We start from the raw sequence: 14,381 nt of genomic DNA on the forward strand, positions 1-14,381 counted from the left end.
GAATGCGTGGTAGGGAGGGGCCATCCGCGTTCTCGTTCTGGGCGGTGACGGATTCTGCGGCTGGCCCACCGCGCTGCACCTCTCGGAGTCCGGGCATGAGGTCGTCATCGTCGACAACGAGGTGCGTCGGCGCATGGACACCGAACTCGGGGTGCAGTCCCTGACCCCGATCGCCTCGCTCGCTGAGCGGCTCACCGGCTGGCGTGAGGTGTCCGGCAGACGGATCGAGTCCGTAAACCTCGACATCGCCGAGGATTACGGCGAGCTGCTCGACCTTCTGCGCAGTGCGCGCCCCGACGCCGTCGTCCATTTCGCCGAACAACGTGCCGCGCCGTATTCGATGAAGGACGCCGCCCACAAGCGCTACACCGTCGCCAACAATGTGAACGCGACGCACAACGTGCTGGCCGCACTGGTGGAGTCCCGCCTCGACTGCCATCTCGTGCACCTCGGGACGATGGGCGTCTACGGCTACGAGACCTCGGCGGTGAATCTCCCCGAGGGCTACCTCACGATCAGCTACCCCGACCGCCACGGAGCCGTCGTGACCCGTGAGGCGCTCTATCCGACCAAACCCGGCAGCATCTACCACCTCACCAAGTCGCTGGACCAACTGTTGTTCCAGTTCTACGCACAGAACGACCGGTTGCGGATCACCGATCTGCACCAGGGCATCGCGTGGGGCACCCAGACCGAGGAGACTCGTCGCGATCCGCGGTTGATCAACCGGTTCGACTACGACGGTGACTTCGGTACGGTGCTCAACCGGTTCCTCTTGCAGGCCGCGATCGGTTATCCGTTGACCGTGCACGGAACCGGCGGACAGACCCGGGCCTTCATCAACATCCAGGACACGGTTCGTTGCGTGCGATACGCCGTGGAATCCGGAACGCAGGTGGGGTCCCGGGTGCGAATCATGAACCAGGTCGCCGAGACACTGCGGGTGCGAGACCTCGCGCACCTTCTCGAGCGGCTCGTCGGTGCACAGGTCGCCTATCTGCCCAATCCCCGGGCCGAGGCCGACGAGAACGAGCTCGCCGTGTGCACCGACAATCTGCGACAGCTGGGATTGGACCCGATTCTGCTGGAGGCCGGGCTCCTGGCCGAATCTCTCGAGATCGCAGCGGCATACGCCGATCGGTGTGACCTCGGCAAGATCCCGTGCGTGTCCTATTGGAACGACGAGCGCCGGTGCGCAGCCGAGAAGGTCGACCGGTGACCGAGCCGGGGGAGACGCCGCACCTCCCGGCGACCAATCCGGTGGCGACGACCGCTCCACCGCCTCACCACCGCCGGCGCGCGCGACGCTGGGCGCCGCGCGGCGCGCTGGCGTTCCTCGCGCTGTCGGTGGTCCTGGTGGTGGTGTTCGTGGTGGCCCGCCCGGACTGGTTCGACGGTGAGAACGGCGAATCCGTACCCCCAGGACTGCTTTTCGCCACAACGCTGGCAGACCTCGGCCACCGCGACGGCATTCGGCTCAGCGACGACAACACCACGTCGGCCACCGTCACCACCGCCGTGCCCGTCGACTCGCGCCTCGAGGACGCGCGGTTGGTGCTCGGTGGGCGCACGCAGGCGCCGACGTCGGGCGTGACATTCCTGCGGGTGCTCGTTGACGGCGAAGCGGTCTACGTCACCGAACTGCGATCCGGCGACAACGATCTCACGGCCGATATCCCGCTGCCCGCCACGGTGACCGACGACGGCAGCGTCACCGTGCAGATCAGGTTGACCGGCAGCCTCGACCAGCGATGGTGCAATCCCGACCACGAAATCGGCGCCCTGGTACTGCTGGATCCCGAGGCCACCCGGATCCGTGGACGCCTCGACCAGCGCTTGCGGACCGTTCGGGACGTTGCCCGTGGTCTCGATCACGTTGTGACACTGGTGCTTTCCGCGACGCGGAATGATCGTGAGTGGTACGAGACCGCCGCAGACCTCGGTGTCGCGTTGAGGCACACCGGTCGCCAGGTGCGCTACGTCGACGGCGTCTCCGAGAATCCCGGCGAGGGAACCCGAATCCTGCTCGGACCGCCGGAGTCGCTCGCGGAGGCCGGCTGGACACCCGTCGACGATCAGGCGGGCGCGGTGCGGGTCGGCTACCTCGACGACACGTCGGTGCTCGCGGTCACCGAGGCCGGCGGACCGCCCGCCGAGGCGCTGGACAGCCTTCTCACCACCGACGTCGTCACCACGGCCGACTCCGCGGCCAACGAGCCGCGACGGGACGAGCGCGAGCCGGTGGGCGGCGATGCCGTCCCCCTCGCAGCGCTCGGGCTGGACACCTCCGCGCAGCAGCTCACCGACTCACGCAACTGGCGGCTCCGGTACTCGACGGCAGACCTGCCCGGCGGCCGCGTGCCCAGCGAGGTCCGGTTGGACTTGCAGGTGCCCGTCGTGGCCGCCGACGCTCCGTGGCTGGTCCAGGTGCGGCTAAACGGACAACTCCTCGACAGTGTGCGGCTGCCCGCCGACCTCGATGCCCACAGCGTGACCGCACGCATCCCCGAGGGGATCGAGGCGCTGCGCAACGAGTTGATCGTGACCGTGCTGCGCGAGCGCGTCACCGGCGGCTGTGCGGTGCGGCCCACGGTCTACCAGGCTCAACTCCTGCCCACCTCGACGCTGCTGCTCGGCGGCCGTGGGGTGGGCCTGGCCGCGGTCCCGTCCGATTTGGCTCCCGGCTTCGAGATCCACCTGCCCGCAGGCAGTATGGACGATCCGGAGGTCTCTCTGGCCGCGCTGGTGCCCACATTGGCGGAGTTCACCGGCGTGGGTGATCGAGCGCCGTTCGTATGGGACGGCGCACCCGGAGTGCGGCCGTTCCTGTTGTTCGGCGATGCGCCCGCCGGCGTGGACGTGCCGGTGCGCGTCGTCGGCGGCCGGCTCGTCGGCGCGGGGTTCGATCTGCAGGCCTTCCGGGACGGGCTCGTGGTGCAGCGTGCGGCGGCCGGGCCGACGCCGGGGGTGGTGGTGACACCGGTGGGCCGGCCCCCGGACGTGCTGCCCGGCTACGGGCGCGAGTCCGCCAGGCTGGTGACCGGTGACGGTGTCGGGGTGGCGGTCGATGACGCCGGGCGCCTCGACGGCCCTCTGCCGGTGCGAGATCCGTGAACGAACCGGTAGCGCGGCAGCACCGGGACTCCCAGACGCCACCGGCACCGCCGCCGCAGATACCGCAGAAGCCCAAAGCTGTTGTCAGGCACTATCGCTCGATCGACAGCGCTCCGCCGGCGTATGCGGTCAAACGTCCGCCCAGCGCTGTCAACGGTGCGCTGCTCATCTTTGTCGCGTTGAGCAGTCTGACGCTGCTGCTCGGAACCGTACAGGCCAGGGCGTGGGGAGACCACGCCCGCGACCTGGTCTTCGCCACGGCCGACGGGCAGGCGGCCGCGATACCGGTGCGAGCGTTCCTGCTGGTGATGGTCACCTCGGTGGCGTGGTCGCTGGACACGAACTTCTGGCGCCGGTTGGCTGTGCACCTCGAGCTGACCGGCGTGCTGATCCTGGTCTGCGCGGTGGTGGATTTCTCGGCTTACCTCGGCTACCACGTCGGACTCTTCTATCCGCAGATCGTCGGCCAGCAGTTGGCGTCAAGCCTGGCGGCAATGGTGCTGTTGCCGTTCACCGTGATGCGGCACGCCCGGCTGCCGAGGCCGGCGCGCCTGCGGCCGGCGGGGCGGATGCGTTGGCATGCCTGGGTGCGGCTGGCGGTTCCGCTGGCGGTGGCGTTCGTGGCAGCCGCCTGGATCGAGGACCGCATGCCGGTCCCGGTGGCCTGGATGCGGGAGTGGGCGCTGATGGGTGGCGTGGGTCCGGGGATCTTCCTGGTCCAGCAGCTGTTCGGCATCCTCGCCGCGGGGATCGGGCTGGTGATGATCCGCCGGTCGCGCCGCGCACGTTTCGCGCCGCCCCTCGCGGTGATCATCCCGGCGCACAACGAGGCCCACGACATCACCGCCACGATCGAGGCCGTCGACCGGGCCGCGGCCCGGTACGCCGAGACGGTCCACATCTATGTCATCGACAATGCCTCCACCGACGACACCGCGGACGTCGCACAGACCGCCATCGCCGCCTGCGCACACTCCACCGGGGAGGTGCACGAATGCGCGGTCCCCGGGAAGGCGGTGGCGCTCAACTACGGCCTGTCGGTGATCCGGGAGGAGTTCGTCGTGCGTATCGATGCCGACACCGTGATCGGCGAGAACTGCCTCGACGTCACGCTGCGTCATTTCACCGATGCGAAGGTCGCCGCCGTCGGCGGGATGCCGCGGCCGGAACGTATCCGAACCTTCTTCGACCGGGTGCGATTGGTCGAGGTGCTCGTCAAACACGGCTTCTTCCAGGTCGCGATGATGGGCTACGACGGGATCATCGGCGAGCCCGGCATGTTCGTGGTCTACCGGCGCCGCGTCGTCGAAGAGGTCGGCGGCATCGTGCAGGGCATGAACGGTGAGGACACCGACATCTGCATGAGGATGAGCAGTCAGGGCTACCTGAGCCTGGTCGACCCCACCGCGGTCTACTTCAGCGAGACCCCGCAGAGCTGGGCGCATCTGCGCGAACAACGCACCCGCTGGTTTCGCAGCATCTACCACATCGCCGCCCACAACCGGCACGCGATCCTGAGCCGGAGTTCGATGGCCGGGGCGGTGATGCTGCCGTTCCAGCTCGCCAACGCGGCGCGCCGAGCGATGATGCTGCCCCTGCTGTTGTTCGGCCTCCTGATCTTCGGACTGTTCCGCGAGTCGTTCCCCGGTCTGCACCCCGAGCGGCTCCTCGCGGTGTTCCTCGGGCTGCCGCTGCTGGTGGCACTCGGCGTATGCCTCGTGCGTCAGCCCCGAGCGGTCCTCTACCTCCCCGAGTACCTCGTATTCCGGATAGTGCGCAGCTATTTCACCCTCGCCGCGGTGCTGAGCCTGGTGTTTCCGCCGCTGCATCCCCGGCAGGCGCTGCGGGAGCGACGGCGAACGCGTAGGCGACCCCGTCACCGACGCAACCGTGCCACCCCCGCCGATCGCAGTTCCAGCGCCGCAAGCCCGGATATCGCGGCGACGTCCTGATTGCGCCATGCCCCGACCGGGTCGGCGTCGACGCTGACCAGCTTGGCCAGCGGCCGGTTGGCCAGCGCCCGCAGCGCGAGCAACTGCTGACCCGCCGGCGTGGCGGCCAGCGTGATGGCGGTCCACTTGCGCCGCACGAACCGCACCCGCAGGAACACCCACGGCATCGCGACCGCCAGGATCGGCGGCGACGCGACCGCGAGCGCCAGCACCCACGCCAGCCACGAGGCGGTGGTGTCGAGGCTGTGGCCGGCGTTGGCGATGTCGAGGGCGGCCTCGCCGGCCGCATTGAGCGGACCGCGCAGGGCGTTGCCGAGCAGCGGTACGTCCTTGGTCTGGTCGCCCGCCGACTCGAGGTTGTCAGCGATGCCGTTCGCCCCGGTCTCGACCTGCCGGCCGACCTGCGCGATGGTCGCCACCGCCGAGTGCACGGCCATTCCGACGAACAGCCAGATCAACACCCACACCGCGATGACGATGTCGCTGATCAGCTGGCCGAGCAGGCGGCCGGGGGTGGTGGCGTAGGGCACAAACCGCGAAGTCATGTGTGTAGATGCTGCCCGATAGGCTGGCCCGATGCGCCCCGCTCTGTCCGACTACCGCCATCTGGCCAGCGGCAAGGTTCGCGAGTTGTACCGCATCGACGACGAGCACCTGCTGTTCGTCGCCACCGACCGCATCTCGGCGTACGACCACATCCTGTCCTCGGAGATCCCGGACAAGGGCCGCATCCTCACCGCGATGAGCGTGTTCTTCTTCGACCTCATCGACGCCCCCAACCACCTCGCGGGCCCACCCGACGACCCGCGCATCCCCGAGGAGGTGCTCGGCCGCGCGCTCGTGGTGCGCCAACTGGAGATGCTGCCCGTCGAATGTGTGGCCCGCGGCTACCTCACCGGGTCGGGGCTGATCGACTACCGCAAGACCGGCACGCTGTGCGGACTGACGCTGCCGCCCGGGCTCACCGAGGCGAGCAAGTTCGCCGAACCGCTCTACACGCCGGCGTCCAAGGCCGAACTCGGTCTGCACGACGAGAACATCGACTTCGCCGCCACCGTCGACCTGGTCGGGGAGAAGCGCGCCGCCCAGCTGCGTGAGCGCACGCTGCAGATCTACACCCAGGGCGCCGACCACGCGCTGACGAAGGGAATCATCATCGCCGACACCAAATTCGAGTTCGGGGTCGATCCGTCGGGCGAACTGGTACTCGCCGACGAGGTGTTCACCCCCGACTCGTCGCGGTACTGGTACGCGGACGCCTACCGCGAGGGGCAGGTGCAACCCAGCTACGACAAACAGTTCGTCCGCAACTGGCTCACCGGCCCGGAGTCCGGCTGGGACCGCGCCGCCGATCAACCCCCGCCGCCGCTTCCCGCCGAGATCGTCGACGCCACCCGTTCGCGTTACATCGAAGCCTACGAACGCATTTCGGGTCTGAGCTTCGCCGAGTGGATCGGCGCGAGCGCATGACCGTCCCGCCGCCGCAGGCCAAACGGGTTGAACAGCGGCGCGAACACCACGGCGACGTGTTCATCGACCCCTACGAGTGGCTGCGCGACAAATCCGATCCCGAGGTGCTTGCCCACCTGGAGGCCGAGAACGCCTACACCGAGGCGCAGACCGCGCATCTCGCGCCGTTGCGGCAGAAGATCTTCGACGAGATCAAGGCCCGCACCAAGGAGACCGACCTCTCGGTGCCCACCCGGCGCGGCAACTGGTGGTACTACGGGCGCAGCTTCGAGGGTAAGCAGTACGGCGTCCACTGCCGTTGCCCTGTCGCAGATCCCGAGGACTGGACACCTCCGGTGCTCGACGAGAACACCACCATCGACGGTGAACAGGTCCTGCTCGACGAGAACGTCGAAGCCGAGGGCCACGAGTTCTTCGCGCTCGGGGCGGCCACCGTCAGCATCGACGGCAACGTCCTGGCCTACTCCGTCGACACAGTGGGCGACGAGCGGTACACACTGCGGTTCAAAGACCTCCGCACCGGCGAGCAGTACGACGACACGATCGTCGGGATCGGTGCCGGCGCCACCTGGGCCGCCGACAACCGCACCATCTACTACAGCACCGTCGACGACGCCTGGCGGCCCGACACCGTGTGGCGCCACCGGTTGGGGGCGGGGTTGCCGGCCGAACGGGTGTACCACGAACCCGACGAACGGTACTGGCTGGGCGTCGGCCGCACCCGCAGCGACAAGTACCTGATCATCGCCGCGGGCAGCGCCGTCACCTCGGAGGTGCGCTACGCCGACGCGAGTGATCCGGAGGCGGAGTTCGCCGTGGTGTGGCCGCGCCGCGACGGGGTCGAGTACTCCGTCGAACACGCGGTGGTCGGCGGGGAGGACCGGTTCCTCATCATGCACAACGACGGTGCGGAGAACTTCGCACTCGTCGACGCGCCGGTGGCCGATCCGGGCGCGGCCCGCACGCTCATCGAACACCGCGAGGACGTGCGACTCGACGCGGTCGACGCGTTCGCCGAACACCTCGTGCTGAGTTACCGCGAAGAGGCACTGCCCAAGATCCAACTGTGGCCCCTGGGCGCCGACGGATCATACGGTCGCGCCGAGGACATCACCTTCGACACCGAACTGACCTCGGCGGGGCTGGGCGGCAACCCGAACTGGGACGCGCCGAAAATGCGCATCGCGGCAACGTCTTTCGTCACCCCGGTGCGGATCTACGACCTCGACCTCGCAACAGGGGAGCGCACGCTGCTGCGCGAGCAGTCGGTGCTCGGCGGCTACCGGCCCGAGGACTACGTCGAGCGCAGGGACTGGGCGATCGCCCCGGACGGCGCGCGGGTGCCCATCTCGATCGTCCACCGTGCCGGCCTTCAGTTTCCGGCACCGACCCTGCTCTACGGCTACGGCGCCTACGAGTCGTGTGAGGACCCACGGTTCTCGATCGCCCGGCTCTCCCTGCTGGACCGCGGCATGGTGTTCGCCGTCGCCCACGTCCGCGGCGGCGGGGAACTCGGCCGGCCGTGGTACGAACAGGGCAAGATGCTGGAGAAGGGCAACACCTTCACCGACTTCATCGCGGTGGCAAGGCATCTCATCGCCACCGACACCACGCGGCCGCAGAACCTGGTGGCGCTCGGCGGCAGCGCAGGTGGGTTGTTGATCGGTGCGGTCGCCAACCTGGCGCCCGAACTGTTCGCCGGCTTCCTGGCGCAGGTGCCGTTCGTCGATCCGTTGACCACGATCCTCGACCCGTCGCTGCCGCTGACGGTCACCGAGTGGGACGAATGGGGCAACCCGCTCGAGCACGAGCACGTCTACCACTACATGAAGTCCTACTCGCCGTACGAGAACGTCGTCGCCAAGGACTATCCGCCGATTCTGGCGATGACCTCGCTCAACGACACCCGGGTGTACTACGTCGAACCGGCGAAATGGATTGCCGCCCTTCGGCACACGAAGACCGACGGGAACCCGGTGCTGCTCAAGACCGAGATGAGCGCCGGACACGGCGGGATCAGCGGACGCTACGAACGGTGGAAGGAAGCCGCGTTCCAGTACGCCTGGGTGCTCGCGACCGCCGACCCGGAGACCTACGACAACCGAAGCCCGAACTAGTCACTGTCAAGACCGCGGATAGGATGGTCGGGTGGCCAAGTCGAGCTACCACCACGGCGACCTGAAATCGGCGATCCTGGCGCAGGCCGCCGAACTGGTCGCCGAACGCGGTGCCGACGGCATCTCGCTGCGCGAACTCGCCCGCGCGGCCGGGGTGTCACACGCGGCGCCGGCACACCACTTCACCGACCGTCGCGGGCTGTTCACGGCTCTGGCCGCACAGGGGTGGCGGATGCTCGCCGAGGCGCTGGCCGATGCCCGTCCGGACTTCCTCAACGCGGCGAGCGCCTACGTCCGCTTCGCGCTCGACCACCCGGGCCACTACGAGGTGATGTTCGACAAGTCGCTGATCGACGAAACCAATTCCGAACTGGCCGAAGCGAAAGCCGCAGCGGGACAGGAACTCAACCGGGGCGTCGCGACGCTGACCGACGCCCGCTCGCAATCGGACCCCGAAGGCGCGGCGCTCGCGGCCTGGTCGCTGGTGCACGGCTTCATCATGTTGTGGCTCAACGATCTGATCGCCACCGAGGGGGATCCGCTCGCCCAGATCGAGCGGGCCGCCCGGATGCTGTTCGCCGGTTAGCGGCGTGCGGTAGCGTCCGGGCATGACTGAGTCGTACCTGCTCGACATCGAGCTCAACACACTCGACGGCACCTCGACGTCTCTGAGGGAGCTGGCCGACGGCGCCGTGCTCGTGGTCAACGTCGCGTCGAAGTGCGGGCTCACCCCGCAGTACAGCGCGCTGGAGAAGCTGGCGCAGGACTACGGCGACCGCGGTCTGACGGTGATCGGCGTGCCGTGCAACCAGTTCATGGGGCAGGAACCGGGGACGGCCGAAGAAATCCAGACGTTCTGCTCGACCACCTACGGCGTGACCTTCCCGCTGCTGGCCAAGACCGACGTCAACGGAGCCGACCGCCACCCGCTCTACGCCGAGCTGACGCAGACGCCCGACGCCGGCGGTGAGGCGGGCGACGTGCAGTGGAACTTCGAGAAGTTCCTGCTCGCGCCGGGCGGTGAGGTCGTCAACCGGTTCCGGCCGCGCACCGAACCCGACGCCCCCGAGGTGATCTCCGCCATCGAGGCCGTCCTCCCGAAATAGACAGCTGCCGTCGACGTGACGGCAACCGTCGGGACACCTCGAGTTGTCATGCTGCAGGCGTGGCTGGACAACTGATCCTCTCGATCTCCCACGTCAGCGCGCGCACCCTCGCCGACGTCGCCGGGTTCCGCGCCGAACTCGACGCCCGCGGTGTGCCGGCGTCGTTCCTGGTGGCTCCGCGCCTCAAGGGCGGCTACCGTCTCGACCGCGACGCTCCGACCGTCGAATGGCTGCGCGACCGGCGGGCATCCGGCGACGCGATCGTGCTGCACGGATTCGACGAGGCCGCCACCAAGAAGCGGCGCAGCGAGTTCGCCTCGCTTGCCGCACACGAGGCCAACCTGCGACTGATGGGCGCCGACCGGGTGCTCGAACACCTCGGGCTGCGCACCCGGCTCTTCGCCGCGCCGGGCTGGACGGTGTCGCAGGGAACCGTGATGGCACTGCCGCGCAACGGTTTCCGAGTGCTCGCCGGGCTCGGCGGCGTGACCGACCTGGTTCGCGGAACGACGATGCGGGCCCGCGTGGTGGGCGTCGGCGCAGGATTTCTGACCGAGCCGTGGTGGTGTCGCACCGTGGTGCTCACCGCCGAGCGCACCGCCCGGCGCGCCGGCGTGGTCCGACTCAACGTCTCGGCCAAGCAACTCGGCCGGATCGGACCGCGACGAGCCGTGCTGGATGCGATCGACCTCGCGTTGATGCACCGGTGCGCACCCCAGGTGTACCGGTGGGGACCCGGTGCCGCGCTGAGCGATGCCGCCTAGACCGTCGCCGTCTAGAACTCGGTGCTGCTCTCCTCGTCGAGGACCTGGAAGTCGGTGTCGGTCATCTCGCTCAAGCGCCCGTAGAAGATCCCGCGGGCGCTCGGGTCGATGATGCCCTGGTGGATCGGCACCGCGTGGGCCGGTGCGACGGCCCTCAGGTACTCGACGGCCTCGGAGATCTTCATCCAGGGCGCCGCCGCCGGCGCCGCCAGCACGTCGACCGGTTCACCGGGTTCGAACAGCGCGTCGCCGGGGTGCATGAGCCGGGCCGGATGATCACCGTCGCCGATCAGATACGAGATGTTGTCGATCTCGGGCAGTTCGGGGTGGATGATCGCGTGGTGGCCGCCTACCCCGCGGACGGTCAGGTGGCCGACGGTGAACGCGTCGCCCGCGTGCACCGCGCGCCACGAGCCGCCGAGTTGTTGTGCGGTCTGCGGATCGCAGTACAGCGCGGCCTGCGGATTCGCGTCGAGCAGCGCCGGTAGGCGGTTGACGTCGGCGTGGTCGGGATGCTGATGGGTGATCAGGATCGCCGACAGACCGGTGATGCCCTCGAATCCGTGCGAGAACGTGCCTGGATCGAACAAAACCGTTGTCTCAGACGCGGAACCGTCCGAAAAGCTCGCGAGTAGGCACGAATGGCCGAAATGGGTCAATTGCATGGCTATATTGTGGCGCTCAGGCGGGGGCCGGTGGTGGGGGTTTGAATGCGGTTGCTGGTGGCGGCGGTGCTGGCGAGTTGCGGGTGGGCGTTCGTGACGCCGGCCGCGGCGACGGCCAACCCGATGGACTGCCCGCCGAACTGCGACCGGATTCCCCGGTCGGCGTGGATCGCGCCGACCTCGATACCGCTGTACGACGTGTACCGCTGGCCGGAGCTGTCGACGTTGTCGGTCACCGCCGTCACGCCCCGGTTCCGGTTCGAGGAGACGTGCGCGACCCCGCCGATGGCTATTGACGACCCGTGCACGTGGGCGGTTGCGGCGAGGGCGTCGGTCACATCACCGGACGGGCAGTGGCATCTGCAGGCGCAGGTCATGCACTGGCGCGGGGACGTGTGGCAGGGCGGCCAACTGGCGACCGCGGTGTTCGACGACGCGGTCGCCGCGCTGCGCGCATGCCAGCGCACCGCCCCGTCGGCGTCCCCGTCGATCACCACGTTCGAGCCAACGAGGTTGGCCGCGGTGGTGAGCGCCCCCGACCGCGCGGTGCTGCATCAGTACCTGGTCGCCGAGCCGCGCAACAGCACGGTCACCGAACTGGCGCTGTGGTCCACGGCCCAGCCGTCGGTGCTCTGGCGACCGGTGCCGGACGCTTTCGTGCTCGATGCGATGGGCGCGCCGCTGTGTACCGCCTACATCGGCTCATGCCGGTAGCCGGCGCAGCGCCGCTGTACCGGTAAAGTCATCGGCGTGGCGAAGGTGGTGGTGCACGTGATGCCCAAGGCGGAGATCCTCGACCCCCAGGGGCAGGCGATCGTCGGCGCCCTGGGTCGTCTCGGTGTGACGGGCGTCTCAGATGTCCGTCAAGGCAAACGATTCGAGTTGGAGTTCGACGGCGACGTCACGGACGAGACGGTGGCCGAGATCGCCGAATCGCTGCTGGCGAACACCGTCATCGAGGACTGGTCGGTCAGTAGAGAGGGCGCATGAGCGCCCGGGTGGGAGTGATCACCTTCCCCGGAACCCTCGACGACGTCGACGCGGCCCGCGCGGTGCGCCTCGCCGGCGGTGAGCCGGTCAGCCTGTGGCACGCCGACGCCGACCTCAAGAAGGTCGACGCCGTCATCGTGCCCGGCGGGTTCTCCTACGGCGACTACTTGCGTGCGGGGGCGATCGCGAAGTTCGCACCGGTCATGGGTGAGGTCGTGCGCGCCGCCGAGGGCGGTATGCCGGTGCTCGGCATCTGCAACGGCTTTCAAGTGCTGTGCGAAGCCGGGCTGCTGCCCGGGGCGCTGACCCGCAACATCGGTCTGCACTTCATCTGCCGCGACACCTGGCTGCAGGTCGCCTCCAACACCTCGGCATGGACCACCCGCTACGAGAACGGCGCCGATCTGCTCATCCCGCTGAAGTCGGGGGAGGGCCGCTACGTCGCCAGCGAGAAAGTCCTCGACGAGCTCGAGGGCGAGGGCCGGGTGGTGTTCCGCTACCGCGAGAACCTCAACGGATCGATGCGCGACATCGCCGGCATCAGCTCGGCGAACGGGCGCGTCGTCGGCCTCATGCCGCACCCCGAACACGCCACCGAGGCGCTCACCGGCCCCTCCGATGACGGCCTGGGGTTGTTCTACTCGGCGCTCGACGCGGTGCTGACCGTCTAGGTTCGGTCGCCAGTACCTCGTATCAGGCTGCGCCGCTGCGCTATTGGCGCTCCAAGCGTGCGTTCCGGCTCTGAAACGCGCCTGAAACGTCTTTGCCACCTGCCGGTAGTCACCTCGTCATAGTGTCCGCGCGGTAATGCAATCGACGGACCGCGACGCCGGGCCCGTTTCGCCGCGGTGTTCGGAGGTACGCATGAAGGTCTTGGCCCACCCCGCAGTCCAGATCGGCATCGCCGCAATCGCGGGACTGGCGTTCGGGCTGAGCGTCGGCGAGTGGGCGGCGAACCTGAAGTTCATCGGGGACATGTTCATCCGACTCATCCAGATGTCGATCGTGCCGCTGGTGATGGCGTCGGTGATCGTCGCGACCGGCTCGATGAACGGCGCAGGAACAGGCCGGATCGCACTGCGCACGTTCAAGTGGATGCTCGGTTTCTCCGCCGTCGCAGCGGTCCTGGCCTGGCTGCTCGGCGAACTGATCCGGCCCGGCGCCGGCATGGTCTTCGACGGGGAACTGGACTCCGAGCTCGCGGGGTCGGCCGACGAGGCGCTGGGCTGGCAGGAGACGCTACTCAACTTCGTCTCGACGAACATCTTCGACGCGATGTCGACCGCGTCGATGGTGCCGATCATCGTGTTCTCGCTGCTGTTCGGACTCGCCCTGCGCACCCAGATCAACAAGACCGGCGACACCAGGGTCCTCACCCTCATCGATCAGATTCAGCAGGTCGTGCTCACCATGATCCGGCTGGTCATGTACATCGCGCCGATCGGCGTGTTCTGTCTGCTGGCGGCGCTGGCCGGCGACGTCGGCTTCGCGGTCGTGACGTCGGCGCTGAAGTACCTGGGCGCGACCCTGCTCGGCGTGCTCATCCTCTTCGCCTTGTTCGTCGTGGTCGTCACCCTGCGCACGCGGCTGAACCCGGCGAAGCTGCCCGGCAAGCTCGCCGAGCAGACCGCGATCGCGATCACCACGACGAGTTCGGCGGTGACCTTCCCGACGGTGCTGAAGAACACCGTCGAAAAATTCGGGGTCAGCCAGAAGATCGCGAACTTCACGCTGTCGATCGGGTTGACGATGGGGTCGTACGGAGCCGTGCTCAACTACGTGATCGTCGTCCTGTTCCTCGCCCAGGCGGGCGGCGTCGACTTGAGTTTCGGTCAGATCGCGTTCGGCATGGGTCTCGCGATCCTGCTCAACATGGGAACGATCACTGTTCCGGGCGGCTTCCCGGTTGTCGCCATGTTCCTCGCGACGTCACTTGATCTGCCGTTCGAGGCCGTCGGGTTGCTGATCGCCGTCGACTGGTTCGCCGGCATCTTCCGCACGTTCCTCAACGTGAACGGCGACACCTTCGTCGCGATGCTGGTCGCCAACGCCGATGACGAAATCGATCGCGACGTCTACAACGGGACGAAGACGATGATCGCCGATGAGATCGATCTCGAAGAGCTCGAAGGCGCGATGGCCCGTGCCGACGATGCCGACTGAACGCCGAGTCGGGCGGGAATCGACCCTGACGCACGTTCGA

Annotated in this window: 14 protein-coding genes; 12 read left to right on the forward strand and 2 right to left on the reverse strand. The window is 68.2% G+C overall.

The features are described from left to right. Positions 1-22: 22 nt before the first annotated feature. From G6N49_RS27835 to G6N49_RS27845, 3 genes are read left to right on the forward strand one after another with little or no spacing between them, the layout of a single operon-like run. The gene (locus tag G6N49_RS27835; RefSeq protein WP_083044854.1) at positions 23-1,219 is read left to right on the forward strand and encodes an NAD-dependent epimerase/dehydratase family protein; all 1,197 of its coding nucleotides are present in this window, start codon (positions 23-25) and stop codon (positions 1,217-1,219) included. Beyond that, positions 1,216-3,114, forward strand: coding sequence for a serine/threonine-protein kinase (locus G6N49_RS27840; protein ID WP_083044853.1), 1,899 nt, complete (start codon positions 1,216-1,218; stop codon positions 3,112-3,114). The genes G6N49_RS27835 and G6N49_RS27840 overlap by 4 nt, the downstream gene beginning before the upstream one ends. Further along, entirely contained in the window at positions 3,111-5,066 is a 1,956-nt protein-coding gene (locus G6N49_RS27845) for a glycosyltransferase family 2 protein (RefSeq protein WP_083044852.1), read from the forward strand. Before G6N49_RS27840 ends, G6N49_RS27845 begins: the two co-directional genes overlap by 4 nt. Here G6N49_RS27845 and G6N49_RS27850 read toward each other — a convergent pair. Continuing rightward, complete coding sequence (locus tag G6N49_RS27850; protein ID WP_011561938.1) at positions 4,991-5,611, reverse strand: hypothetical protein; 621 nt, start codon at positions 5,609-5,611, stop codon at positions 4,991-4,993. The two genes, G6N49_RS27845 and G6N49_RS27850, sit on opposite strands and share 76 nt — an antisense overlap. 31 nt (positions 5,612-5,642) lie before the next feature. On the opposite strand from G6N49_RS27850, the gene G6N49_RS27855 reads away from it, so the two are divergent. Genes G6N49_RS27855 through G6N49_RS27875 form a run of 5 tightly spaced genes read left to right on the forward strand, consistent with a single transcriptional unit; the run spans position 5,643 to position 10,523 of the window. Beyond that, positions 5,643-6,536 carry a phosphoribosylaminoimidazolesuccinocarboxamide synthase gene (locus tag G6N49_RS27855; RefSeq protein ID WP_011561937.1) on the forward strand — a complete coding sequence of 298 codons (894 nt, stop codon included), beginning with the start codon at positions 5,643-5,645 and terminating at the stop codon, positions 6,534-6,536. After that, positions 6,533-8,653, forward strand: coding sequence for a S9 family peptidase (locus G6N49_RS27860; RefSeq protein ID WP_083044864.1), 2,121 nt, complete (start codon positions 6,533-6,535; stop codon positions 8,651-8,653). Before G6N49_RS27855 ends, G6N49_RS27860 begins: the two co-directional genes overlap by 4 nt. Positions 8,654-8,684: 31 nt before the next feature. Then, the gene (locus G6N49_RS27865) at positions 8,685-9,239 is read left to right on the forward strand and encodes a TetR/AcrR family transcriptional regulator (RefSeq protein ID WP_011857063.1); all 555 of its coding nucleotides are present in this window, start codon (positions 8,685-8,687) and stop codon (positions 9,237-9,239) included. 22 nt (positions 9,240-9,261) lie between these two features. Continuing rightward, a complete protein-coding gene (locus G6N49_RS27870) occupies positions 9,262-9,759 on the forward strand; it encodes a glutathione peroxidase (RefSeq protein WP_011561934.1) in 498 nt (165 codons plus the stop codon). Between the two features lie 59 nt (positions 9,760-9,818). Continuing rightward, entirely contained in the window at positions 9,819-10,523 is a 705-nt protein-coding gene (locus tag G6N49_RS27875) for a DUF2334 domain-containing protein (RefSeq protein WP_083044851.1), read from the forward strand. 11 nt (positions 10,524-10,534) lie between these two features. Here the strand turns inward: G6N49_RS27875 and G6N49_RS27880 are convergent, their stop codons facing one another. Beyond that, positions 10,535-11,188 carry an MBL fold metallo-hydrolase gene (locus G6N49_RS27880; protein ID WP_083044850.1) on the reverse strand — a complete coding sequence of 218 codons (654 nt, stop codon included), beginning with the start codon at positions 11,186-11,188 and terminating at the stop codon, positions 10,535-10,537. 45 nt (positions 11,189-11,233) lie between these two features. Between G6N49_RS27880 and G6N49_RS27885 the strand changes: the two genes are divergently transcribed. From G6N49_RS27885 to G6N49_RS27900, 4 genes are all read left to right on the forward strand, one after another. Then, on the forward strand, positions 11,234-11,902 hold the full coding sequence (locus G6N49_RS27885) for an ATPase (protein WP_083044849.1): 669 nt from the start codon (positions 11,234-11,236) through the stop codon (positions 11,900-11,902). A gap of 36 nt (positions 11,903-11,938) precedes the next feature. Further along, positions 11,939-12,178, forward strand: coding sequence for a phosphoribosylformylglycinamidine synthase subunit PurS (purS, locus tag G6N49_RS27890; RefSeq protein ID WP_011561930.1), 240 nt, complete (start codon positions 11,939-11,941; stop codon positions 12,176-12,178). After that, on the forward strand, positions 12,175-12,849 hold the full coding sequence (purQ, locus tag G6N49_RS27895; protein ID WP_011561929.1) for a phosphoribosylformylglycinamidine synthase subunit PurQ: 675 nt from the start codon (positions 12,175-12,177) through the stop codon (positions 12,847-12,849). The genes purS and purQ overlap by 4 nt, the downstream gene beginning before the upstream one ends. Before the next feature lie 193 nt (positions 12,850-13,042). Next, positions 13,043-14,341, forward strand: coding sequence for a dicarboxylate/amino acid:cation symporter (locus tag G6N49_RS27900; protein WP_011561928.1), 1,299 nt, complete (start codon positions 13,043-13,045; stop codon positions 14,339-14,341). Positions 14,342-14,381: the final 40 nt, after the last annotated feature.

This window comes from Mycolicibacterium monacense (assembly GCF_010731575.1).
GTDB lineage: Bacteria > Actinomycetota > Actinomycetes > Mycobacteriales > Mycobacteriaceae > Mycobacterium > Mycobacterium monacense.